This window comes from Streptomyces sp. NPDC001568, assembly GCF_042893755.1.
In the GTDB taxonomy this organism is placed as follows: domain Bacteria; phylum Actinomycetota; class Actinomycetes; order Streptomycetales; family Streptomycetaceae; genus Streptomyces.
Genome location: NZ_JBIAVF010000035.1, coordinates 1 through 20,172 on the forward strand (window position 1 = coordinate 1; position 20,172 = coordinate 20,172).

A 20,172-nucleotide genomic window follows, 5' to 3' on the forward strand; every position below is an offset into this window, starting at 1 on the left:
CCCTCGTCCTGCAACTGCTTGACGGTCTCGGCGACGGCATCGGCACTGCGCGCACCGATGAACACCCGGTGCCCCTGACCCGCAAGGAGCCGGGCGGATGCCAGGCCGATCCCGCTGGTGGCACCCGTGATGACGGCGACCCTCTTGTCCTGATCCGACATGTGTCTCTTCTCCAAAAGCAGGGGGAACGGGGGGAAATGGTGGCCGCCGCCTCGGAGTCGGCGGCGGCCACCACGGTGCATCGGGCCGGCCCGGCCCGGGGAGCGCCCTCACGGTGGTGCCGGCCGCCCCGAGGGCGGCCGTCCGCAGGCCGGAGGGGAGGGCGACACCACGACCTAGGCGTCTACGAGTGCCTTGAGGCTCTCGTTGATGGCGGCGACGAGCGCACGCGGCGTGTTGTTGTCGCTGAAGACGTCGTCGTCGAGCGTGATGCCGAACTCCCGCTCGATGCGGCCGCCGGTCTCCAGCAGGGCCAGCGACTCGTAGCCCAAGGAGTCGAAGTCCCGGTCGAGGACATCGCCGTCGAGGTCGACCTCCTCGTCCGCGCCGGCGCCTTCCAGGAGGATGCGCTTGAGGTCGTCGAAGGTGAATTCGTTCTTGGACACGGTGATCCCTTCATCGGTTTCCGCAGCCGGGAATTTCGGCTGCGGGGCATGGGGGTGTCCGCCGCCCGTGGGTGACGCTCGTGGGCGACGGCCGAGGGCCGTCAGTCGACGGCGCGCAGGACGACCGCGGAGTTGAATCCGCCGCGGCCGCGGGCGAGGACGAGGGCGGTACGGACCGACGCGGTCCGGGGGCGTGCGGCCACCAGGTCGAGGTCGTACGCGGGTGACAGCTCCACGTTCGTGGTCGGTGGGATCAGGCCCTCGCGCATGGCGAGCACCGCCGAGACGACGTCCACCGGCGCGGCGCCCGCGCCCAGCCGGCCGGTCATCGTCTTGGGCGCGGTGACCGGGACCCCGCGCGGGCCGAAGACGGCCGTGATGGCGTCCGCCTCCTCGCGGTCCAGCCGCTTGGTGCCCGCCGCGTCGGCGAACACGACGTCGACCTCGGCCGGGTGGCAGTCCGCGTCCGTGAGCGCGGCGTCGACGGCACGGCGCAGGCCGGGCTCGCGTCCGCTGCCGGGGCGGGGATCGAGCGTCGCTCCGTAGCCCGCGAACTCCGCGTAGACGGTGCGCGCGCCGCGGGCGCGCGCTCCCTGCTCGTCCTCCAGGACGAGCAGGGCACCGCCCTCTCCGGGCACTTGGCCGGCGGCGTCCTCGTCGAAGGGCAGGTAGGCGCGCTCCGGCAGGTCGGACTCGGACAGCAGGCCGTCGGCGAGCCGCGCGGCCCATCCCCAGGAGCAGATGGAGGCGTCGAAACCGCCGGTGGCCATCAGCCGGCTGCCCTTGCGGATCTGGCGCCGGGCCTGGGCGAGGGCGTCGAGGCCGCCCGCCTGATCGCTGACGAGGACTCCGGCGGGGCCGCGCAGTTCGTTGCGGATGGAGATCTGTCCGCTGTTGACCGCGTGGAACCAGGCGAAGGACTGGTAGGCGCTGACGTGTCGGGCGCCCCGGCTCCACAGGTTGCGGAGCTCGTTCTGCCCGAACTCGATTCCTCCGGAGGAGGAGGCGGTGACCACGCCCATGTCGTACGTGTCCATGTCGCCCGGTCGCAGGCCGGCATCGGCGAACGCGCAGTCGGCGGCGACGAGGGCGAGCTGCGTGACCCGGTCGGTCTGCGGCACGAGCCGCCCCGGCAGGTGCTCCTTGGCGTCGAAGCCCCGGATCTCGCCGGCCAGCCGCGACGGGTAGGAGGCGACGTCGAAGCGGGTGACGGGCCCGATGGCGTTCTTGCCCACGCGGGTCGCGGCCCAGAAGTCCTCCACCCCGAGCCCGTTGGGGGCTGCCACACCGATGCCGGTGACCAGGGTCCTGGCGCTCATGCGGTCCTCCTGTCGGGCCTGGCCAGCACCATCGCGCTCTGGAACCCGCCGAATCCGCTGCTGACCGTGAGGACGGTGTCGGTCCGGTGCTCGCGCGCGGTGAGCGGGACGTAGTCGAGGTCGCACTCCGGATCGGCGGTGTGCAGGTTCGCCGTGGGCGGCACGACGTGGTGCTCCATGGCCAGCACCGAGGCGGCGATCTCGATGGAGCCGACCGACCCCAGCGAGTGCCCGATCATCGATTTGACGGAGCTCACCGGGGTCGCGTAGGCGTGTCGGCCCAGGGCCAGCCGGTAGGCGGCCGTCTCGTGCCGGTCGTTCTGCTTGGTTCCGGAGCCGTGCGCGTTGACGTAGTCGACGTCCTCGGGGTTCAGCCGCGCCTCGTCCAGCGCCACCGTGATGGCTTCGGCCATCTCTCGGCCGTCGGGACGCAGGCCGGTCATGTGGAAGGCGCTGGACCGCGAGGCGTAGCCGGCGATCTCGGCGTACACGTGCGCACCGCGGCGGCGGGCGCTCTCCAGTTCCTCCAGGACGAAGACGGCGGAACCCTCGCCCAGGACGAAGCCCTTGCGGGAGACGTCGAAGGGCCGGGAAGCCGTCTCCGGTTCGTCGTTGAGCGAGGTCGTCGCCTTGATCGCGTCGAAGCAGGCGAGGGTGATCGGGGAGATCGGGGCGTCCGTCGCACCGGTGATCATGATGTCGGCGCTGCCCTCGCGGATCAGGTCGACCGCGTGGGCGACGGAGTCGATCCCGGAGGTACAGCCGGTGGAGACGACCGTGGCCGGTCCCTCCGCACCGACCGCCCAGGCCACTTCGGTCGCGAAGGAGCTCGGTACGAAGTGGTCGTACAGGGCTGCCGGCACGGCCGTGTGGTCGACCACGGCGAGCCGTCCGCCGTCACTGGCCGTGCGGTAGGCCCTGTCGAGGCTGCCCACGGCCCCGACGCCGGTGCCGATGCCGACACCCGTGCGGTACGGGTCGAATCCGGCGAGGTCGAGGCCGCTGTCGGCGAGCGCCTCGCGCGCCGAGACGACGGCGAACTGGGCGGCACGGTCCATGCGGCCGGCCTCGTCGGCGGTCAGCCCGTGGAGTCCGGGCTCGAAGTCGACCTCGGCCGCCACCTGGGAGCGGAACGAGGAGGGGTCGAAAAGGGTGATCCCGCGCGTCGCGGTACGCCCCGAGCTGAGCAGGTTCCAGAAGTTCCCCGTCCCGATGCCGCCCGGTGCCAGCACCCCGAGCCCTGTGATCACTACCCGTCGAGCCACCTGCACGGCCCTCCCCTCGTGTCCGCGTCGACGTACGTCATTCCGACGCCGTCCAGTCGTAGAAGCGGGTGGCCATGGCGTCGGCGGGGCTGCGCCAGGTCGCCGGGTCGTAGGGCTGGATGAACGGGAGCAGGTCGTGGCTGATCTTCATGAAGCGCGGGTCGGTGCGGGATTCCTGGATGCGCTCGCCGCCGTCGTCCTGGGCGAAGTCCTGGAGGTGGAAGTAGAGGCCCTTGTACATGAACAGTCGGCGCCGCAGGGTCCCCATGCGCTCCGGCATGTCGGTCTTGTCGAACTCGGTGAAGAGTTGCGCCACTTGGTCACTCGACATGTGGTCCATGCGGGCCACGATCAGATTGCTGTGCTGCATCGGGTGTCTCTCTTCCTCGAACGGGGCGTGGGATCAGGGCCGGTACAGGCGGATGAAGTCCGCCACACCGTCGGCGATGAGGGCGTCGGACTCGGCTTTCGCCAGGGGCAGCGCGCCGAGGAAGGAGCGCTGGACGACGCCGGAGGGGACCAGCAGGATGAAACGTTCCGCCGCCTGATCGGCGTCGGCGATGTCGAGCAGACCCCGGGCGGCGACCCGCCGCAGGCGCAGGGCCAGCTCCTGGCGGGCCTTGCGGGGCCCGGTGGCCTGCCACTTCTCGACGGCCTCGATCGGCAGCCGGGTGACCTCGGCGCTGACGTGTCGCACGATGGCGAAGTGCTCGCGGAACGCCTCCAGCGGCGCCAGCCACGCCCTGCCGAGTGCGGCGAGCCCCTGTTCCAGGTCGGTGATCTCTTCGAGGTGGCTCTCGGCGACGGCCGCGAGCGCGGTGGCGACGGAAGCGGAACTGTCCAGGAGGACGCTCAGCAGCAGTTCCTCCTGGTCGGGGAAGTGCCGTTCCACCGTGTCCGTCGGGAGTCCCGCCTCCTGGGCCGTCGCCTCACGGGTGCAACGTGTCCATCCTTCGGCGGCCAACACCGTCCGTGCGGCGCGGACGATGCCCCGGCGCTCTTCGGCCGACCCGGCCGGTGAGCGCTCCATCGTTGCCCGTGGCGTTGTCATGCGGGTGTTCCTCCTCGTGACGTGCTCGCACGGCGACGGCCGCGGGGGCGGCCTGCCGGTGATCGGGTCGGGCAGCGGATCAAGCGGCACCGAACCAACGTTCGAGTGCCATCGGCAGGTCGTGGTGGCTGCCCGGGGCCGCCCATGCCACGTAGCCGTCCGGCCGCACCAGGAGGGCGGCGGTGTCCGCGAGGTCCTCGGGTGCGGATCCCGGGGACGGTTCGACGGTGACGATGTCGACCCGGTCGGCCCAGGCCGCCGCACGTCGACGGACCTGCGGGTTGTCGTTCAGATCGAGCAGCACGCCGCGGGCGGGGTGCAGCAGTTCGGCACTGGAGGTCCGACCGCCCGCGCCGGTCGTCAGCTCCAGGCGCGGCAGGCGCCGACCGAGGAGCGGGTGGCTTCCCCTGCCCACGTCGTAGACGATCTCCAGCCCGCTCACCATGGCCGCGAGGTGGCGTGCCACGTCGTCGTACGCCATCAGCTCGCGCAGCGCGTCCCGCAGGGGTTGCACCTCGGCGCCGCTCAGGAAGAGCAGTCCCTGGGCCCGGGTGTTCATCAGCAGCCGCCTGCCGACCGCGTGCCGTTCGGCGTGGTAGGTGTCGAGCAGGCTCGACGGGGCCGTGCCCCGCACCACCGCGGCGAGCTTCCAGCCGAGGTTGACCGAGTCCTGGATGCCGGTGTTCATGCCCTGGCCCCCGGCGGGCAGGTGGATGTGGGCGGAGTCGCCGGCCAGGATCACCCGGCCGCGCCGGTACTCGGTGACCTGCCGGGTCGCGTCGCCGAAGGCGCTCACCCACACCGGCTCGGCGGCCGATATGTCCTCCCCGGTCAGCCGTTGCCAGGCGGCGGCGACCTCGTCGAAGGAGGGCGGGCTCTCGCGCCGGCGCGGCGGTGTGCCCCGCTCGCAGACCACGATGCGGGTGGTGCCGCCGGGGAGCGGACCCACCATCACCATGCCGCCCGGCAGGGTCTCGCCGATCATGCGGGGCTTGAGTTCGATGCCCTTGATGTCGGCGAGGTACATCTCCATGGTGGCCGCCGTGCCGGGGAAGTCGAAGCCGGCCGCCTTCCGGATGGTGCTGCGGCCGCCGTCGCAGCCCACCAGGTAGGCCGCGCGCAGGGTGTGCCGGCCGGCGGGACCGTCCACGACGACATCGACGCCGTCCCCGTCGTCGTGGACGGAGACGACCTCGTGGCCCCGACGGATGTCGGCGCCCAGGCCGGTGGCCCAGTCCTCCAGGTGGGTCTCGGTGACGGACTGCGGCACGCTCTTCGCCGCCTGACAGGCGCCGTCGAGCACCCCGAAGTCCAGAGGAAGGCCGCCGAAGTGCCCGAGCGTGCTCGTCTCGACGTCGCCGAAGCGCGCCAGGATGCCGCGCTGGTCGAAGGTCTCCAGCGTGCGCGCGGTGAAGCCGAGGCCGCGTGATTCGCCCGTACGCCGTTCCAGGCGTTCCAGGACGACGACGGCGACTCCCGCCAGCCGCAGTTCACCGGCGAGCATCATGCCCGCCGGGCCCGCGCCGACGACGATCACAGGGGCGTCCATCAGGTCTCCTCGAATTCGCCTCCGGGGACAGTGCACCGGATCTTGACTACAAGGTTCTTCGGAGACGAGAGGGCATTCAATGGCGGCGGATTCAGGACTCGGTCAGGTTCCACAAGCGGCGGTCCGCTGCGTCGGAGGGCGGCCAAGCGAAGGTCAAGCGCGCGTCAGACGACGCCGTCCGAACCCCGCACGATGCCGCGGCGGCGGTCGGGGCGGGGGCGGCGCGGGAGGCCGTTCGGGAGTGCGCGGTGGTCGGCGCGGAAGACCGTTCGGGAGTGCGCGCGACGGCGGCGAAGTCCGCGCGCGATGGTGGGTGGGAGGAGTCAGCGGCGTGCGGCCCGACGGCTGAAGCAGGCACGGACGTCGGTCTCGCTGTAGTACGTGCGCCCCGAGCGGTTGCGCCTGCGCCAGCCCTCCTCGCTCGCCAGCCGGTAGACGGTCCCCACGGGCGCGTGCCACAACCGCGCGATGTCCGCGGCGGCCAGCCAGCGTTCGGTGGGGACGGCCACCGGTGCGCCGGCGCCGGCCGCTGCCCCGTTCTCCATGGAGCGGCTCAGCTCGCTCCACCGTTCGCTCCCCCAGCGGTGGTCCGGTGCGGCGTCACACACGATCGACGGCCCCTCCGCCCGGCTCCCGTCGCGTACGGCGAGGGAGAGCCCGCCCGAGCAGCCGGCCTCGGGGCAGGTGCCGAGCCGGACGGTGCGCGTCGGGTCGGGGAAGGCCGCGCGGCGTCCCGCCCGGACCAGCCGGGCCATTTCCTCGCTGGCCTCGGCGGCGGCCGGATGGGCGGCGAGCCAGTCGGCGTTGCGGATGAGGAAGGCCGCGAGCGCCGCGACGGTGCGTGGTGGGGAGGCGAAGCCCCGCTCCTGCACGACGAGGCCGCTCCAGGAACCGAGTACGGACACCATCCGGGCGCGCACGTCGGCCGCGCCGGCGTTGAAGGGGAGTCCGGGGAAGTCACCGCCGGTGGTGCGTTCGCGCAGGCTGCCCGGGGCCGCGCCGCCGAGGATCCGCCCGCACTCCTCGTAGAGGTGCGCCAGTTCCGCGAGGCCCGCGCCGAAGTGCTCCCGACAGGCCCGGCACAGCCGGCTGCCCGGGGCCGTGCGCCGTCGGGCGCGCCCGTCGCCGCGGCAGCCCTCCCCGTGACACAGGGCCGTCACCGTCATGTCCGTCCCTCCCAGGGGCTCGCCTCGGTCGTTCGTCGCCTCCGCGGAGCGCGGGGTCATCGTGCTCGTGGTGACCGGCCCGTCCCGGTCGGCCGGGACCGGTGCCCGGCTCAGCCTTGGCCGAAGCGGAAGCCGACTCCGCGGATCGTGATGATCCAGCCGGCCCCGATCTTGTTGCGCAACGTGCTGACGTGCGTGTCGACGGTGCGGCGGGACCAGGAGTCACCCCAGACCTGCTGCATCAGCATCTTGCGGGGGATGACGGTTTCGGGATGGGAGGCCAGGAGGTAGAGCATGTCGAATTCCTTGCGGGTGGTCTCGACCGGCTCCCCGTTCAGGGTCACCTGCCGCGTCCCCGCGTCGATCCGCAGCGGCCCGCAGGTGATGGTGGCGGCGACGGGCCTGGCCGGCCGCGACCGGCGCATGACCGCCTCCATCCGGGCCATCAGTTCCCGGAATCCGTACGGCTTGGCCAGATAGTCGTCCGCGCCGGCCTGCAGGCCCAGGACCCGGTCCAGCTCGCTGCCCCTGGCGGTGACGGCGATCACGGGGATCTCGTGTGCGGAACGGATGCCCCGGCAGACCTCCAAACCGTCCAGGTCGGGCAGTTCGAGGTCGAGGAGCACCAGGTCGGCGTCGGCGTAGCTGCGCAGCGCCTCACTGCCGGTGGCGACGATGTCGACCTCGTGTCCGTGGCGGCGCAGACCGCGGGCCAATGTCTCGGCCTCGACGGCGTCGCTCTCGACGATGAGGATCCGCCACAGCGCCGACTGGACCTGAGTGCTCTGTGGCGCTCTCAAGCCCTCCGCAAGCGAGAACCCGCTGTTCACTCCCGCAGCGGCTGTGTGAGGTTCCAGCACAGCGTAGGAACGCTGGTTCATCTGCCCCCCTCCCTCAAGCTCGGTTGAGCCAACGTCAAGAAGATACAAACCGCTTCGTCGGTTTGTCAAAGGCCGTAAGCACCCGCCACCTGCCTGACATTCATTCCAAAACGGACCAATGACTGACCGAAATCCCTACTACCTCGACCGAATCGACCCTCCACCATGGTGTGTAATACCAACGGGGCGGTTTAATGTGGGTGGGAATCCGATACAGGAGCAATGCGTGATGAGACAAGAACGCGCTGTCCGAACCCGCCGGGCGCTGATCGAATCAGCGGCTACGGTGTTCGGGCAGCGCGGGTACGCGGACGCGACGCTGAGCATGATCAGTGCCGGAGCCGGAGTGAGCCCGGGTGCCCTGCATTTCCACTTCGAGAACAAGACGGCGGTGGGTGCGGCCGTCGAGACCGCGGCCGCCCGGATCCTGCGCACCACCGCTCACGAGGTGTACGCACAGCGGACCTCGGCCCTACAGGCTCTGGCCGACAGCACGCACGCCCTGGCCGGGGTGCTCCTGCGCGACGTGGTGGCGCGGACCGGCCTCCAGCTCGCCCGGGAACCCGCGTACGCCCCGGCCCTCACCCTGCTCGGCGATTGGCACGCGTACGTCCGCCGGTTGCTGGCCGAGGCCCAGGAGGAGGGCGAGCTGATCCCCGGCGTCTCGGACCTGAGCGCGGCGTCCACGGTGGTCGCCGCGACCTACGGATTCGCGGTGCTGGGCCGGGACGACCCGCGGTGGCTCGCCCACCGGACCGTGACCGGCTTCTGGCGGGTGGTCATGCCGTGCCTGGCGGCCCCCACCGACCTGACCGGCGCCCGTCCCGCCCGCGACGCCCCGGGCGCCGGCTGCCGGGCGTGCTGACGGACCCGTCCCGGTGACGCACGGGACCGGATCGGGAACGCGACGGCCCCGGCGGGAACACCGGGGCCGCGCGTACGTCAGACCGACCGCAGCGACCTGACCGATTCCCGGGCGTGCTGTTGGGCCGGGCCGAGCGTGGCCCTGCTCTCGGCGCCGAGCGCCTCGCGGACGTACCGGCGGGCCCGCGCGAGGTCCGCGTCCGGGCCGAGCACCCGCTCCACCGCCCGCTCGTCCAACAGGACGTCGTGCCGGGCGACCACGGTGACTCCGGTCGCGTCGGGCTCCACCGACCATTCGCCGGTGTGCGCGCTCAGCAGGGCGTGCGGGCGGAGCTGTTTGAAGAGGATCCGCCCGGCCGCCGGGAAGCACACCCGCACGGACTCGGTCGTGTAGGCGGCTCCGTCACCGGCCAGGTTGACCAGCGTGGTGCGCTGGACGCCGGGGCTGTCCTCGGTCACCTCGGCGCGTACGACGTGCGGCACCCGGCCGGGCCAGGAGGCCACCCCGTACAGGAACTCGTAGACCGGTTCCGCCGGTCCCTGGACGCGTACGGACTCCTCGAAGGAGAGGGCCGTCCCGTCCAGGCGCCGCCAGCCCTCCGCCGCGGTCCGCAGCCGGTTCAGGGCCGTACACCCGCCCGCCCGGGCGGACGCCAGCAGCCGCTCGGCGTCCGCCGGCCGCTCGGCGGTGACGATCACGTCCTGTTCCCATGTCAGCCGGGACCAGCCGGGGGCGAGTTCCTCCACGCTCCAGCTCCCGCCCGTCGTGGTGACGGGTCCCCCGGACCGCTCCTCGCGGAATTCGACGCGCCGCCTCCGCGCGTCCAGGGTGCGGCGCCACAGCGACGGCTGCGGGGTCCCGTCGACGAAGGCCCACTGGTAGTGGCGGTCCGTGGTCCCGTCGAAGTCGAGACGTTCCACGTGAATGCTGTCCGGTAGGAACAGCGGCCACTGGGTGGTGTCGGCCACCAGCGCGTACAGGACTGCGGCGGGCGCGGCCGCGTCGACCGCGTGTGACATCCGGTGTGCTCGCTCGACAGACATCAGACACCTCTCTCAACGCTTGACGCAGAGCATGTCCTCGTTCGCCGGATCCCGCGTCGAGCGCGGGTGGAGCCCCGCAGGAGCCGGGCGCAGCGCTCCTCGTGCCGCCGCGGGAGCGGGCCGACGCCGGTCAGACTCCCGCCCGGCTGCTCAGCACGGCGTTGACCAGGGCGAGGAACCGGCGAGGGGTGTCGGCCAGTTCGAGGAGTTCCCCGTCGAGGAGGACGTCGAAGCGCCGCTCCACCGAGCCGGTGGTCTGGAGGACACAGAGGCTGTCGTAGCCCAGCTCTTCCCAGTAGAGGTCCTGGACTTCCTCGTTCAGCTCGACGCACTCGTCCTCGCCTCCCCAAACCCGCAGGATGCGGGTCAGATCGGTGAGTTCCAGCCGGTCCATGGCTTGCCCTTCTCCTCGTCCGCCGGTGCGGGTGCGCATACCGGCGCGCCGCGAGCCTGGCGGGGCCCGGTGGAGGGTTCCTCAATCGCGGGCACAGCACCGCTGGAGCTTCGCGGCCCGCCCCCGCCCGTCCGGAACGACCGCTCAGGCCGCGTAGAGGTCGAAGGTCGAGCTGCGGCGCGGTCCGGCCGCCACGTCCAGCGCCGGGTCGACGCGCAGCATCGCCTGGTGCAGGCGCTGGAGTTGCTGCGAGGGCTCGACCCCGAGCTCGCCGATCAGCCGGGCCCGGAGCCGGCGGTACACGTCCAGCGCGGTGGCCTGGCGCCCCGAACGGTACAGGGCGACCATCGCCTGCGAGTGGAGGCCCTCGTGCTGCGGGTTGCGGGCCATCAACTCGGTCAGTTCGGCGAGGAGTTCGCTGTGCCGGCCGAGCCTGAGGTCGACGTCGATGCGCCGCTCGGTCGTGACGAGGCGACTCTCCGCGAGCCGCAACACCTCGATCTCCAGGATCGGCCCCACCCGTACGTCGACCAGGGCGGGACCCTGCCACAGGGCGAGCGCCTTGCGCAGCAGGTCCGCCGCGCGTTCGTCGTCACCGTCGTCGAAGGCCTGCTGGCCGCCGGCGACGAGGGTGTCGTACGCGTGGACGTCCACGGACTCCGGCGGGATCTGGAGCAGGTAGCCGCCGTGCCGGGTGGCGAGCACGTCCTTGGCCGTGCCCGGGGCGCCCGGCCCCATCGCGGTGCCCAGCCGGCGGCGGAGCTGGAGGATGTACGTCTGCAGGGTGGTGAGGGCGCTGTCGGGCAGCTTGGTCCCCCAGATCTCCTCCATGAGCGTCGGCACGGGCATCACCCGGCCCGGGTAGAGCGCGAGAAGCGCCAGGATCTGACGCGGCTTGCCCGCCGTGGGAACGATCGATGCCCCGTTGACCTCGGCACTCAACGGACCCAGAACCTGAATCTTCACGGTCTCCCGTCTCCCCTCCGTATTTCGTCGACGCACTCTCGGTTTTCAGCATTCGACCGGCATGACGGTATGTCGTCCCACCGCCGCATCATCGAAATCTCAAGCCGACATCGAGCAGGGCTCCGCAGCGGACGAACATCCGACGGATTTCGTGCACATGATTCCGGTTGACTCCACCCATCCCCACTGACGAGGCTGAACAACTGGTGGGACCGCTTCCGGAAAAAGTTGATAATTGCCCTGCCAAGCCTTTTCTCCGAGCCTTCCGGAGAGTTTCGAAAGGTATCTGCACAATCATGCGGGCCGCGCTCTTCTCCCGCTGATTCCCCTGGTGATTCTCCTGGTGAATCACCCCACCTGCGCCAGCCGCTTTCGGGCTGCCGCCGGGACCGCGGCCGGGTTTTCGGGACCGGTCATCAGGATCGACCGCTGGAGGCTTCGCAGGGCGGCGGACGGCTCGATGCCGAGCTCGCGCACGAGCGTGGCGCGCAGCCGCTGGTAGACGCTGAGGGCCTCGCCGCGACGGCCGGAGCGGTGCAGGGCGAGCATGAACTGACCGTGCAGGTTCTCGTGGATGCGGTAGCGGCTGGCCAGGACCGTCAACTCGGCGAGCAGTTCCCGGTGTCGGCCGAGCTTGAGGTCGGCCTCGATGCGCTGGTCGAGGGCGCACAGGCGGGTCTCCTCCAACCGGCGCGTCTCCATGTCGAGCTGCACGCCGCCGTGGACGTCGGCGAAGGCCGGCCCCGACCACAGGGAGAGGGCCTCGCGCAGCAACCGCGCCGCACCGGCCGCGTCGCCCGCGTCCATCGCCCGGTAGCCCAATCCGGCCAGCCGGTCGAATTCGCGGACATCGCTGGTGCCGCCGGCGCTGTTGAGCATGTAGCCGCCGGGCAGGGTGACGAGCACGTCCTTGGGGGTCCGGCTGCCGTCGGTGTCCTTGAGCGCCGTGGCGATGAGGGAGCGGAGCTGGAGGACGTACGTCTGCAGGGTGGTGCGGGCGCTGCGCGGCGGTTCGGCGCCCCACAGTTCCTCGATCAACGCCGAGACCGGCACGACCTGATCAGCATGGAGGGCCAGGAGGGCCAGCACCTGACGCGGCTTGGCGGCGGTCGGCGTGATGGAGGTCCCGTTCTCCCGCACGGCCAGTGCACCCAGTACATCGATGTCCACGTCGTACTCCCCTGCTTCGTCCATGGATGAGCCCTTGACTTTCGCTGGAATGAGCAAAAAACAGCTGAGCCGGTTTGTCAATACCAAACCGGCTATGCCGTTTCTCTCGCACAATCGACGGACACGACCCCCCACACTGCCTCTGACCTGCGAATTCCATGCTCGACAGGGGCCGCGAAGCGGTCTTCGAGGCCTCAGGAGCCACAGAAAAAAATCCCCTCGGAGGGTTCTCCGAGGGGATTCGGGCCGCCAGAACCAACCATCTGGTCCGGTCGATGGATCAACTTGATCTACGGGCCACGGGGCCACGGGGAGCGCCCGAACCACCCGGCTCCAGCTCGTCGAGCGAACCGGGTGCGGCGAGCCGCGGCAGCATCAGGGCCCAGTAGCGGGTGAGCGAGGAGGGACCGACGCGGGGGAACCCGCCGGCCCCGAGGACCCCGAAACCGACCATCGCCGCCACCACGGCGGCGGCCGCCGCCTGCGGGGACACCCCGTCCGCCAGCAGGCCCTCCCGGTCGGCGGCGCGGAACGTGGCCTCGACCCACCGCTGCCACTGGGTGCGCAAGTCCCACCCGGCCCCGCCGGCGCGGACGGCCGCAGGAGCCACCCCGCCGCCCGCGGACAGCCCGAACCCGGCGCTGACCACGGGATCCCGCTCCAGCAGCGCCATCAGATCATGGCTGGAATCGATCAGTACCTGGAGGACGTCGCCGCCGGAGCGTCGGGACACCGTGATGGCGCGCAGCTTCTCCGACGCCCGCTCGGCCACGGCTTCTGCCAGCGCGCCCTTGCTGCCGAAGTGGAAGTGCAGCCCGCCGGTACTGACGCCGGCGCGCTTGCTGATGGCCGAGATGGAGGCCGTGCCGAAGCCCTCCTCGGCGAACACCTCGGCGGCGGCACGGACCAGAGTGTCTCGCGTACGGGCTGCACGTTCCTGCTTGACCATGAGGGACTCCCACAAACCGCCCTAGCGGTTTGCCGGGGACCACGAATGTCCGCCCATGGTGTGTGGTGATCGTCGAAGGAAGTCTGAGCCGCGCTCGAGCGCGGCTCAGGTCCGGGCGGGCTCCGGCGCGGCGTCGGCCGCAGCCGCGTCGAGAACCCTGATCTCGGCCGCCACCTGCGACCCGCGGTCCGGCGACAGATCCAGCCGGGCGAGCACTGCGGGGACCGCGATGCTGGGGTAGAAGTGCTGATAGAAGACCGAGACCCGGTACTCGATGTCGGCGCGGTCGGTCATGGTCTGCGAGTAGATCTGCACCCCCGCCCAGCCGGCGGACAGGGCCCAGGCCGCTTCCGCGGTGTTCACGTGGGGAAGAAGCTCCCCTTGCGCCTTGGCCTGCAGGATCACTTCCTCGGTCACCTGGATCCAGCCGGGCACGGACCCTCCGCCGAAGATCTCACGCATGTCGGGCCCGAGGGAGAGCCTGGTACCGGCGCTGAGCATGGGGTTGTGGCGCACCCGGTAGGCCAGCACCATGCCCAGGTCGAAGAGCTCCTGGAGCTTGACCTCGCGCGGAGGAACGGTCCCCTCGGTGTACTGCTCGTCGAGGATGCCGCGGGCGAGCTCCTGCTTCGAGGCGAAATGAAAGTACAGCGCGCCCTTGGTGACCCCGGCCTTGGCGAGGATGTCAGCGATGGTGGCGGCCTCGTATCCCCGCTCGTCGAAGACGGCGGCTGCCGCTTCCAAGATCACACGACGCGTGCGCACTGCACGCTCCTGACGTGCCACGATGCCTCCGATACAAAGGGTGACTACGGACGGGCTCCTAGAGGCCCCCTCCCCCCATTGAAACCAACCAGAAGGTCCGTATTTTATCAACCCGCAAACCATAGCGCCTACGCGTGCGGGCCTTCATGCAAGTGCAGCCCGAACGGCACATGGCGGGCGCGTTTCCCACGGATGCGGGAAGCCCACATCAACCCCTCGGTAGATCATTACCCAGAGTGATCAAATGAAACAACCGCCCGGTCGGTTCTTTCTTGAGCGGGCTTGGCTCATTTCATCCCCCTCCTCCGGACCCCTCTGGTAGGCCTCCTACCCCGCAGTTGCGCCTGTGGCGCCTACAGTCGGGGCAGCGGTGCGCCTCGTCGAGCGACTCTTCCCGACGGTCCGGCGGGGGCGCGTTCGATAAGCGGAAGGCTCTCTTTCCTTGCAAATAAAACCGGAGAGTACGTATCTTACGTCTTCAGAGTGCTCGTTCAATCCGTCACCTCGACTCTGCGGAGAGGTCCATGACCCTGCTCACGTTCGAGAACAACATCGCCGCACCGTCCAACCCGCGTACGGGGGGCGGTCAGTGGACGACGCGCTGCAACGACATCCAGCCGCTCACGAGCACCGTCCCCCGGGAGTACGTCCACCGGAGCGCGATAGCCGAGGTGTTCCTGACGGGCTACGAACGCCTCGGGGACGAGGTCTTCCGCGTCACCGCCCAGTGGCCCCGCGCCCACAGCTTCTTCACGACCTCCGACGGTCTCAGCCATGACCCGGTGCAGGCGGCGGAGACCATCCGTCAGTCGGCACTCCTGCTGGCCCACGCGGAGTACGGCGTGCCGCTGACGCACAACGCCCTGGTCTGGAGCCTCGGGTTCAAGACCGAGCCGTCCGAGCTGCTCATCGGCGCCAACCCGAGCGACCTCGAGCTCATCGTGGTCTGCCGGGACTTCGCCTGGCAGGGCAACCGCTTCTCGGGGTTCATCGAGGTGACCGTCCGGCGCGGCAACCGTGTCGCCGCCACCGGTACGGGGCTCTTCAGCTGCGTCTCACCGGCGGTCTACCGAAGACTGCGGGGCACGTACGCGGCAGCCTCCTCGTCCTCGCTCTGGGACGTGCCGCGCCCGGCCCCGATTCCCGCCGCATCCGCCGGCCGGGTCTTCCCGACCGACGTGGTGCTCTCTCCCGGCGACCGGCCGGGGCGCTGGTTGCTCAACCCCCACTTCGGGCACCCGGTCCTCTTCGAGCACCCCAACGACCACCAGCCGGGCATGGTGCTGATCGAGGCGGCCCGTCAGGCGGCCTGCGGCGTCCTGGAGGGGGAACCGTTCCGACCCACCGGCATCGAGACCTTCTTCCACAACTACGCCGAGTTCGAGATCCCCTGCTGGATCGAGACCGAGATCGCCCATTCGTCGGACCCCGACGTCCGCGTGGTCCAGGTCACCGGGCGCCAAGGCGACGTGAAGACCTTCGAGGCCACCGTCACCGGTACCGTCGCGGACCACTGACGGAAGCCGCCTCCCGCACGGCTCACAGCCCCAACCGCTCCCGGTACCAGGAGGCGTACGCCCCGAACCCCTCCGTCAGTCGCGGACCCGGTTCGGCACCGACCAGCTTCCACAGCGCGCCGCTGTCGTACCAGTGGTCGGTGGTCAGCAGGGAAAGCCTGCGCCGGGTGGCCGGATCGCCGGCCGCCCCCGTTCGTTCCAGCGCCTCGTCGAAGGTGACGTCGCCTTCCGGCAGGGCGATTCCGAATGCCCGCCCCACGGTGGTGATCAGCTCGCGACAGGTGACCGGCTCCGGATGACTCGCGTGCAGCACCTGCCCGCGGGGCAGCTCGGGCAGCCGGGTCAGAGCCACGAGGGCCCCCGCGAGCGCATCCGCGGAGATCATCGAGATGCGCGCACGGCCGCCGTCCACCCAGTTCGGCAGCGCGTCCATCAGCTGCACCAGAGCGGGAACAAGCCAGATGTCGCCGCGCCCGTAGACCAGGTGCGGGCGCAGGACGGTTCCGCCCGCCGCGAGGACCAGCCGCTCGCCCTCCAGCCGCGTGACGCTGGTGGGGGAGGAAGGCCGTTCCTCCAACTGTCCCTCGGCCTCGCCCCGGTGCGGAACGTCCCGGTACACGGCGGCGGTGCCCAGTTGAACGAAGCGCCGTACCCCGGCCCGCGCGGCCTCCGCCAGCAGCGCGCGGGTCCCTTCCACGTTGACCGCCCGGCACTCCTCCTCGGTCCCCCCGATACGGGCCGCGAGGTGCAGGACGGTGGTGACGCCCTCGCAGATCCCGCGCAGGGAGGCGGGATCGGTGAGGTCGCCGGTCACGACCTCGGCGCCGGCCGCGCCGACGGGTGGGTTCCGGTGGTGGGTCAGGAGCCGGAGCGCGGGGCCGCCGTTCTCGGACAGCAGGGCCGTCACGTGCGAACCGACGAAGCCGGCGCTTCCCGTCACGAGGATCCGCTCCCGCGTCAACTGCTGCCTCCCGCCCGTTCCATGGTCGTCCGTGATCAGTTTATGCCCCGGTGAGCGGCCCGTACGCTTGGAACATGATCAGCTCATCACTGCGACTGGTGCCCGTCACGGAGGAGAACTTCGAGGCGGTGTGCGCGGTACGCGTCGCCCCGGCCCAGGAACACCTCGTCTCCCCCGTCGTGAAGTCGCTGGCGGAGGCGTACGTCCACGGACCGGTGGCCTGGCCGCGGGCCGTCGTCGACGGCGACGACATCGTCGGGTTCGTCATGGCCTTCGTCGACATCGTGTGGAATCCGGCGAAGGACCCGGACGAACGGCGTTCCGGCATCTGGCGGCTCAACATCGCCGCCGACCACCAGGGCAAGGGATACGGCCGCTTCGCGGTGGGCGCCGTCCTCAAGGAACTGCGCGAGCGCGGTGCGGCCGAGGCCCACGTCTGCTGGAGCCGCGCTCAGGGCAGCCCGGAGCCGTTCTACCTGGGCCTGGGCTTCCGACCTACGGGCGAGGTCAGCGGCGACCAGACGGTCGCCGTCCTCCCCCTCCCCTGAGGGCCCCGAAGGGCCCTACGGCAGCACGACGGTGCGTCCCACCCCCACCCCCGAGGAGGACGGCGCCGCCCCGGCCCGGTACTCCTGCGGGCTGACCCCCCGTACCCGCTTGAAGGCCGCCGACAGCGCGAACGGCGTGCCGTAGCCGACCCGGCGGGCCACCGTCGCGACCGTGGCGTCCGGCTCGCGCAGCAGGTCGGCGGCCAGCGCGATGCGCCAGCCCGTCAGATAGGCGACCGGCGGCTCACCGACGAGCCGCGTGAAGCGGCGGGCCATCGAGGCGCGCGACACCCCGGCCTTGCGGGCGAGTTCCTCGACCGTCCAGCCGTGCGCGGGGTTCTCGTGCAACAGCCGCAGCGCCGACCCCACCACGGGGTCGCCCTGCGCCCGGTACCAGGCGGGCGCCCCCGAGCCGGGCGCGGCGAGCCAGGCCCGCAGGACCCCGATCAGCAGCAGGTCGAGCAGCCGGTCGAGGACGATCTCCTGACCGGGCTCGTCCCGGGACACCTCCGCGGCCAGCAGCGTGATCAAGGTGGCGTCCGCGGTGCCCGCGGGGCGGACCAGCACCGTGGGCAGTGCTCCCAGCAGCCGCCGGCCGATCTCGCCGGGCGCCTGGTAGGTGCCGCTCAGCAGGACCACCGATCCGGCGTCGACGGGCCGCGCCCCCCAGGTGCGCACCCCCAACGCCATGGTGTCGGTGACGTCCTCGCCGTCCCCGGTGCTGCACCGCTGGTCCGGGCCCACGGTGACCTGCACCGGGGTGCCCGGGGCGTCCGCCACGGTGTACGGCACGGGGCCCCGTACGACGGCCACGTCACCGGGGCCGATGAGAACCGGCTCGCCCTCGTCGGGCACCAGCCAGGCCGTGCCGCGTACGGGTGTCATCACCGAGAGCGGCGCCCGGTCCTCGACCCGCAGCGACCAGGGCGGGTTGAAGACGGACTTCTGCAGGTAGGCACCGCGGGCCTTGGGCCCTTCGAGCAGTCCGGTCAGCGTGTCCATGACCCCATCCTCCTCGTACCGGGCGGCGCCCGGACCCCCTCAGACGTTCCAGACGCCGGTGGCGGCCGCCTCGCGGGCGTAGTCCGCGAAGTCCTTGGGCCGCCGACCGAGCACCTCCTCCACTCCGTGCACCAGGTGCGCGTTGCGTCCGTCCAGGATCAGCGCGAACAGGTCGGCGAAGTCCTCCGGCAGGCCCTGGTCGCGCAGCACCGCCCGGTAGTCCGCGTCCGACACCGGCACGTAGGCGATCTCCCGGCCGGTCACCTTCGACAGTTCGGCGGCGATGTCGGAGAAGGTGAGCAGGCGCGGCCCGGACAGTTCGTACGTCTTCCCGATGTGCCGGTCGTCGGTGAGCGCGGCCACCACCACGTCGGCGATGTCGTCTGCGTCGACGAAGGGTTCGACGGCGTCGGCGGTCGGCAGGGCGATCTCCCCGTGCCGCACGGGGTCGAGGAAGAAGCTCTCGTCGAAGTTCTGGTTGAACCAGCTGGCGCGGACGACGGTCCAGTCCCCGCCGGAGGCCTTCAGCAGGTGCTCGCTGTGCTCGGCGGCCTCCTCGCCCCGCCCGGACAGCAGCACCAGCCGGCCGGCTCCGGCCGCCACGGCCTGCTCGGCGAACGCGCCGATCTGCTCGGCGGCGCCGGGAAAGGCCAGGTCGGGGTAGTAGGTGACGTACACCCGGTCGACACCCTCCAGCGCCGGCCCCCAGGTGGCGGGCTCGTGCCAGTCGAAGGCGGGCTCAGCGGTGCGCGACCCGATCCGGACCGGCCGGCCCCGGTGCGCCAGTTTCTCCGCCACCCGCCGACCGGTCTTGCCGGTGCCGCCGATGACCAGGGTGAGCTTCTGCGTCGTCGCGTTCTCGTTCGCGTTCTCGTTCGCGTTCTCGTTCGCGTTCTCGTTCGCGTTCTTGTTCTCGTTCTTCGTCATGCCCTCAGTCAACCGCCGGGCCGTGCGACGCGACATCGTTGAAAAGCTCACCCGCATACGCGTGCGTCCATGCCCCCGTTCGACCCTCAACGTCAGCCGGAGGCAGGGAATGTGATCACATGACCGTATGAGGACCCTCTACCTGTTCTGTTCCGCCGCCCCGCCCGTCTTCGACGTGGCCCACGTGATCGAGGACGCCCAGTCGCGCGGCTGGGACGTGTGCCTCGGCCTGACCCCGACGGCGGCGCAGTGGGTGGCCGGCAGCCTCGACGGCCTCGCCGCGCTGACCGGCAACCCGGTCCGCTGGCAGTACAAGATGCCCGGTGAGCCGGACGTGTGGCCGGCCGCCGACGCGCTGCTGTTCGCGCCCGCGACCTTCAACTCGGTCAACGCCTGGGCACTCGGCCTCACCGACCGCTTCACCGTGGGAGTGGCCGCCGAAGCCCTCGGCAAGGGCGTTCCGGTGGTGGCCATGCCCTGCACGAACGCCGCTCTCGCCGCGCACCCGCAGTTCGAGCAGTCCCTGACGGTGCTGCGCGGTGCGGGCGCCGAAGTCCTGTACGGAGAGGGCGGGTTCGTGCCCGGTCCGGCCGGTCCCGACGCCACGCCGCACTTCCCGTGGCAGGTGGCTCTCGACGCCGTGGACCGGACGGGCGCCGCGCCGGCCTGACCGGCGTCGGGCCCGCCCCGTTCGTCGGGGGCTACTCGCCGGTGGTTCCGTCGATCGCCTCGCGCAGCAGGTCCGCGTGCCCGTTGTGCCGGGCGTACTCCTCGACCATGTGCGCCAGGACGTAGCGCAGGGAGTACCCCTCATCTCCGTACCGGCCCTGCACGTCGAGGGATTCGGCGCTCGCGACGATCGCCCGGGAGCGCTCGCAGGTGTCCTCCCAGATCCGGAAGGACTCCTGCGGATCCGCGTCCTCGACGTGGAACTCCGTCCGCTCCCCGGCCTCGTTCTTCGGGAAGTAGCCGCCCACGTCCTCGCCGCCCACCACGTTGCGGAACCAGCCGCGCTCGACCTCCGCGAGGTGGCGCACCAGCCCGAGCAGGCTGAGCCCGGACGGCGGCACGGCCCTGCGCCGCAGCTGCTCGGCGCTCAGTCCCGAGCACTTCATCATCAGGGTGTCGCGCTGCCACTGCAGGACGCTGGTGAGGGTCTCCCGCTCGTCACCGGTCAGTACGGGGCGGGTCCGCTGCTCGTCGTTCATCGGGTGATCATCACAGCCGTA

General features: G+C 71.1%; 23 protein-coding genes. 4 read left to right on the forward strand and 19 right to left on the reverse strand.

Annotated elements, in window-relative coordinates; all coding sequences use genetic code 11:
• From ACFY0I_RS38830 to ACFY0I_RS38870, 9 genes are all read right to left on the reverse strand, one after another.
• Window positions 1-161: SDR family NAD(P)-dependent oxidoreductase (locus ACFY0I_RS38830; protein ID WP_388904519.1), on the reverse strand; the 161-nt coding region annotated here is incomplete at its 3' end.
• Window positions 162-335: 174 nt separating this feature from the next.
• Window positions 336-605, reverse strand: a complete 270-nt coding sequence (locus tag ACFY0I_RS38835; protein ID WP_388904452.1) for an acyl carrier protein — start codon at window positions 603-605, stop codon at window positions 336-338.
• 101 nt (window positions 606-706) lie between these two features.
• The gene (locus ACFY0I_RS38840) at window positions 707-1,924 is read right to left on the reverse strand and encodes a ketosynthase chain-length factor (RefSeq protein WP_388904453.1); all 1,218 of its coding nucleotides are present in this window, start codon (window positions 1,922-1,924) and stop codon (window positions 707-709) included.
• Window positions 1,921-3,189, reverse strand: a complete 1,269-nt coding sequence (locus ACFY0I_RS38845; protein WP_388904454.1) for a beta-ketoacyl-[acyl-carrier-protein] synthase family protein — start codon at window positions 3,187-3,189, stop codon at window positions 1,921-1,923. The genes ACFY0I_RS38840 and ACFY0I_RS38845 overlap by 4 nt, the downstream gene beginning before the upstream one ends.
• Before the next feature lie 37 nt (window positions 3,190-3,226).
• Window positions 3,227-3,559 (reverse strand): TcmI family type II polyketide cyclase, encoded by a 333-nt coding sequence (locus ACFY0I_RS38850; protein WP_388904455.1) that lies wholly within the window; start codon window positions 3,557-3,559, stop codon window positions 3,227-3,229.
• Window positions 3,560-3,592: 33 nt separating this feature from the next.
• Window positions 3,593-4,240: a TetR/AcrR family transcriptional regulator C-terminal domain-containing protein gene (locus ACFY0I_RS38855; protein ID WP_388904456.1), complete on the reverse strand. Its 648-nt coding sequence runs from the start codon at window positions 4,238-4,240 to the stop codon at window positions 3,593-3,595.
• A 79-nt stretch (window positions 4,241-4,319) separates the two neighbouring features.
• Window positions 4,320-5,789 (reverse strand): FAD-dependent monooxygenase, encoded by a 1,470-nt coding sequence (locus ACFY0I_RS38860; protein ID WP_388904457.1) that lies wholly within the window; start codon window positions 5,787-5,789, stop codon window positions 4,320-4,322.
• Window positions 5,790-6,112: 323 nt separating this feature from the next.
• Complete coding sequence (locus ACFY0I_RS38865; RefSeq protein ID WP_388904458.1) at window positions 6,113-6,955, reverse strand: hypothetical protein; 843 nt, start codon at window positions 6,953-6,955, stop codon at window positions 6,113-6,115.
• Between the two features lie 110 nt (window positions 6,956-7,065).
• Window positions 7,066-7,836, reverse strand: coding sequence for a response regulator transcription factor (locus ACFY0I_RS38870; RefSeq protein WP_388904459.1), 771 nt, complete (start codon window positions 7,834-7,836; stop codon window positions 7,066-7,068).
• Window positions 7,837-8,065: 229 nt separating this feature from the next.
• On the opposite strand from ACFY0I_RS38870, the gene ACFY0I_RS38875 reads away from it, so the two are divergent.
• On the forward strand, window positions 8,066-8,701 hold the full coding sequence (locus tag ACFY0I_RS38875) for a ScbR family autoregulator-binding transcription factor (RefSeq protein ID WP_388904460.1): 636 nt from the start codon (window positions 8,066-8,068) through the stop codon (window positions 8,699-8,701).
• Window positions 8,702-8,778: 77 nt separating this feature from the next.
• Here ACFY0I_RS38875 and ACFY0I_RS38880 read toward each other — a convergent pair whose 3' ends face one another.
• From ACFY0I_RS38880 to ACFY0I_RS38905, 6 genes are all read right to left on the reverse strand, one after another.
• Window positions 8,779-9,744, reverse strand: a complete 966-nt coding sequence (locus ACFY0I_RS38880) for an SRPBCC family protein (RefSeq protein WP_388904462.1) — start codon at window positions 9,742-9,744, stop codon at window positions 8,779-8,781.
• A 130-nt stretch (window positions 9,745-9,874) separates the two neighbouring features.
• Entirely contained in the window at window positions 9,875-10,138 is a 264-nt protein-coding gene (locus ACFY0I_RS38885) for an actinorhodin polyketide synthase (protein WP_388904464.1), read from the reverse strand.
• A gap of 144 nt (window positions 10,139-10,282) precedes the next feature.
• Window positions 10,283-11,104: a BTAD domain-containing putative transcriptional regulator gene (locus ACFY0I_RS38890; protein ID WP_388904466.1), complete on the reverse strand. Its 822-nt coding sequence runs from the start codon at window positions 11,102-11,104 to the stop codon at window positions 10,283-10,285.
• A 348-nt stretch (window positions 11,105-11,452) separates the two neighbouring features.
• A complete protein-coding gene (locus ACFY0I_RS38895; RefSeq protein ID WP_388904521.1) occupies window positions 11,453-12,274 on the reverse strand; it encodes a BTAD domain-containing putative transcriptional regulator in 822 nt (273 codons plus the stop codon).
• 280 nt (window positions 12,275-12,554) lie between these two features.
• Window positions 12,555-13,223: a ScbR family autoregulator-binding transcription factor gene (locus tag ACFY0I_RS38900; RefSeq protein WP_388904467.1), complete on the reverse strand. Its 669-nt coding sequence runs from the start codon at window positions 13,221-13,223 to the stop codon at window positions 12,555-12,557.
• A 105-nt stretch (window positions 13,224-13,328) separates the two neighbouring features.
• Complete coding sequence (locus tag ACFY0I_RS38905) at window positions 13,329-13,988, reverse strand: ScbR family autoregulator-binding transcription factor (protein WP_388904469.1); 660 nt, start codon at window positions 13,986-13,988, stop codon at window positions 13,329-13,331.
• 524 nt (window positions 13,989-14,512) lie between these two features.
• On the opposite strand from ACFY0I_RS38905, the gene ACFY0I_RS38910 reads away from it, so the two are divergent.
• Window positions 14,513-15,505: a ScbA/BarX family gamma-butyrolactone biosynthesis protein gene (locus ACFY0I_RS38910; protein ID WP_388904470.1), complete on the forward strand. Its 993-nt coding sequence runs from the start codon at window positions 14,513-14,515 to the stop codon at window positions 15,503-15,505.
• A 22-nt stretch (window positions 15,506-15,527) separates the two neighbouring features.
• Here ACFY0I_RS38910 and ACFY0I_RS38915 read toward each other — a convergent pair whose 3' ends face one another.
• Window positions 15,528-16,445, reverse strand: a complete 918-nt coding sequence (locus tag ACFY0I_RS38915; protein ID WP_388904472.1) for an NAD-dependent epimerase/dehydratase family protein — start codon at window positions 16,443-16,445, stop codon at window positions 15,528-15,530.
• A 95-nt stretch (window positions 16,446-16,540) separates the two neighbouring features.
• Here ACFY0I_RS38915 and ACFY0I_RS38920 point away from each other — a divergent pair, with 95 nt between their 5' ends.
• The gene (locus ACFY0I_RS38920) at window positions 16,541-17,014 is read left to right on the forward strand and encodes a GNAT family N-acetyltransferase (protein ID WP_388904474.1); all 474 of its coding nucleotides are present in this window, start codon (window positions 16,541-16,543) and stop codon (window positions 17,012-17,014) included.
• A 15-nt stretch (window positions 17,015-17,029) separates the two neighbouring features.
• Here the strand turns inward: ACFY0I_RS38920 and ACFY0I_RS38925 are convergent, their stop codons facing one another.
• Together ACFY0I_RS38925 and ACFY0I_RS38930 are read right to left on the reverse strand one after the other, a co-directional pair.
• A complete protein-coding gene (locus tag ACFY0I_RS38925; RefSeq protein WP_388904476.1) occupies window positions 17,030-18,016 on the reverse strand; it encodes an AraC family transcriptional regulator in 987 nt (328 codons plus the stop codon).
• A 39-nt stretch (window positions 18,017-18,055) separates the two neighbouring features.
• Window positions 18,056-18,943 carry an NAD(P)H-binding protein gene (locus ACFY0I_RS38930; protein ID WP_388904478.1) on the reverse strand — a complete coding sequence of 296 codons (888 nt, stop codon included), beginning with the start codon at window positions 18,941-18,943 and terminating at the stop codon, window positions 18,056-18,058.
• Window positions 18,944-19,070: 127 nt separating this feature from the next.
• Between ACFY0I_RS38930 and ACFY0I_RS38935 the strand changes: the two genes are divergently transcribed.
• A complete protein-coding gene (locus tag ACFY0I_RS38935; RefSeq protein ID WP_388904479.1) occupies window positions 19,071-19,613 on the forward strand; it encodes a flavoprotein in 543 nt (180 codons plus the stop codon).
• Window positions 19,614-19,644: 31 nt separating this feature from the next.
• Here the strand turns inward: ACFY0I_RS38935 and ACFY0I_RS38940 are convergent, their stop codons facing one another.
• Entirely contained in the window at window positions 19,645-20,151 is a 507-nt protein-coding gene (locus ACFY0I_RS38940) for a DinB family protein (RefSeq protein WP_388904481.1), read from the reverse strand.
• Window positions 20,152-20,172: the final 21 nt, after the last annotated feature.

Coding starts and splice junctions, on each gene's coding strand:
- ACFY0I_RS38840 (WP_388904453.1), bottom strand. CDS start 1,924: ATGAGCGCCAGGACCCTGGTCACCGGCATCGGTGTGGCAGCCCCCAAC.
- ACFY0I_RS38850 (WP_388904455.1), bottom strand. CDS start 3,559: ATGCAGCACAGCAATCTGATCGTGGCCCGCATGGACCACATGTCGAGT.
- ACFY0I_RS38855 (WP_388904456.1), bottom strand. CDS start 4,240: ATGACAACGCCACGGGCAACGATGGAGCGCTCACCGGCCGGGTCGGCC.
- ACFY0I_RS38860 (WP_388904457.1), bottom strand. CDS start 5,789: ATGGACGCCCCTGTGATCGTCGTCGGCGCGGGCCCGGCGGGCATGATG.
- ACFY0I_RS38865 (WP_388904458.1), bottom strand. CDS start 6,955: ATGACGGTGACGGCCCTGTGTCACGGGGAGGGCTGCCGCGGCGACGGG.
- ACFY0I_RS38870 (WP_388904459.1), bottom strand. CDS start 7,836: ATGAACCAGCGTTCCTACGCTGTGCTGGAACCTCACACAGCCGCTGCG.
- ACFY0I_RS38875 (WP_388904460.1), top strand. CDS start 8,066: ATGAGACAAGAACGCGCTGTCCGAACCCGCCGGGCGCTGATCGAATCA.
- ACFY0I_RS38880 (WP_388904462.1), bottom strand. CDS start 9,744: ATGTCTGTCGAGCGAGCACACCGGATGTCACACGCGGTCGACGCGGCC.
- ACFY0I_RS38885 (WP_388904464.1), bottom strand. CDS start 10,138: ATGGACCGGCTGGAACTCACCGATCTGACCCGCATCCTGCGGGTTTGG.
- ACFY0I_RS38900 (WP_388904467.1), bottom strand. CDS start 13,223: ATGGTCAAGCAGGAACGTGCAGCCCGTACGCGAGACACTCTGGTCCGT.
- ACFY0I_RS38910 (WP_388904470.1), top strand. CDS start 14,513: ATGACCCTGCTCACGTTCGAGAACAACATCGCCGCACCGTCCAACCCG.
- ACFY0I_RS38920 (WP_388904474.1), top strand. CDS start 16,541: ATGATCAGCTCATCACTGCGACTGGTGCCCGTCACGGAGGAGAACTTC.
- ACFY0I_RS38925 (WP_388904476.1), bottom strand. CDS start 18,016: ATGGACACGCTGACCGGACTGCTCGAAGGGCCCAAGGCCCGCGGTGCC.
- ACFY0I_RS38930 (WP_388904478.1), bottom strand. CDS start 18,943: ATGACGAAGAACGAGAACAAGAACGCGAACGAGAACGCGAACGAGAAC.
- ACFY0I_RS38935 (WP_388904479.1), top strand. CDS start 19,071: ATGAGGACCCTCTACCTGTTCTGTTCCGCCGCCCCGCCCGTCTTCGAC.
- ACFY0I_RS38940 (WP_388904481.1), bottom strand. CDS start 20,151: ATGAACGACGAGCAGCGGACCCGCCCCGTACTGACCGGTGACGAGCGG.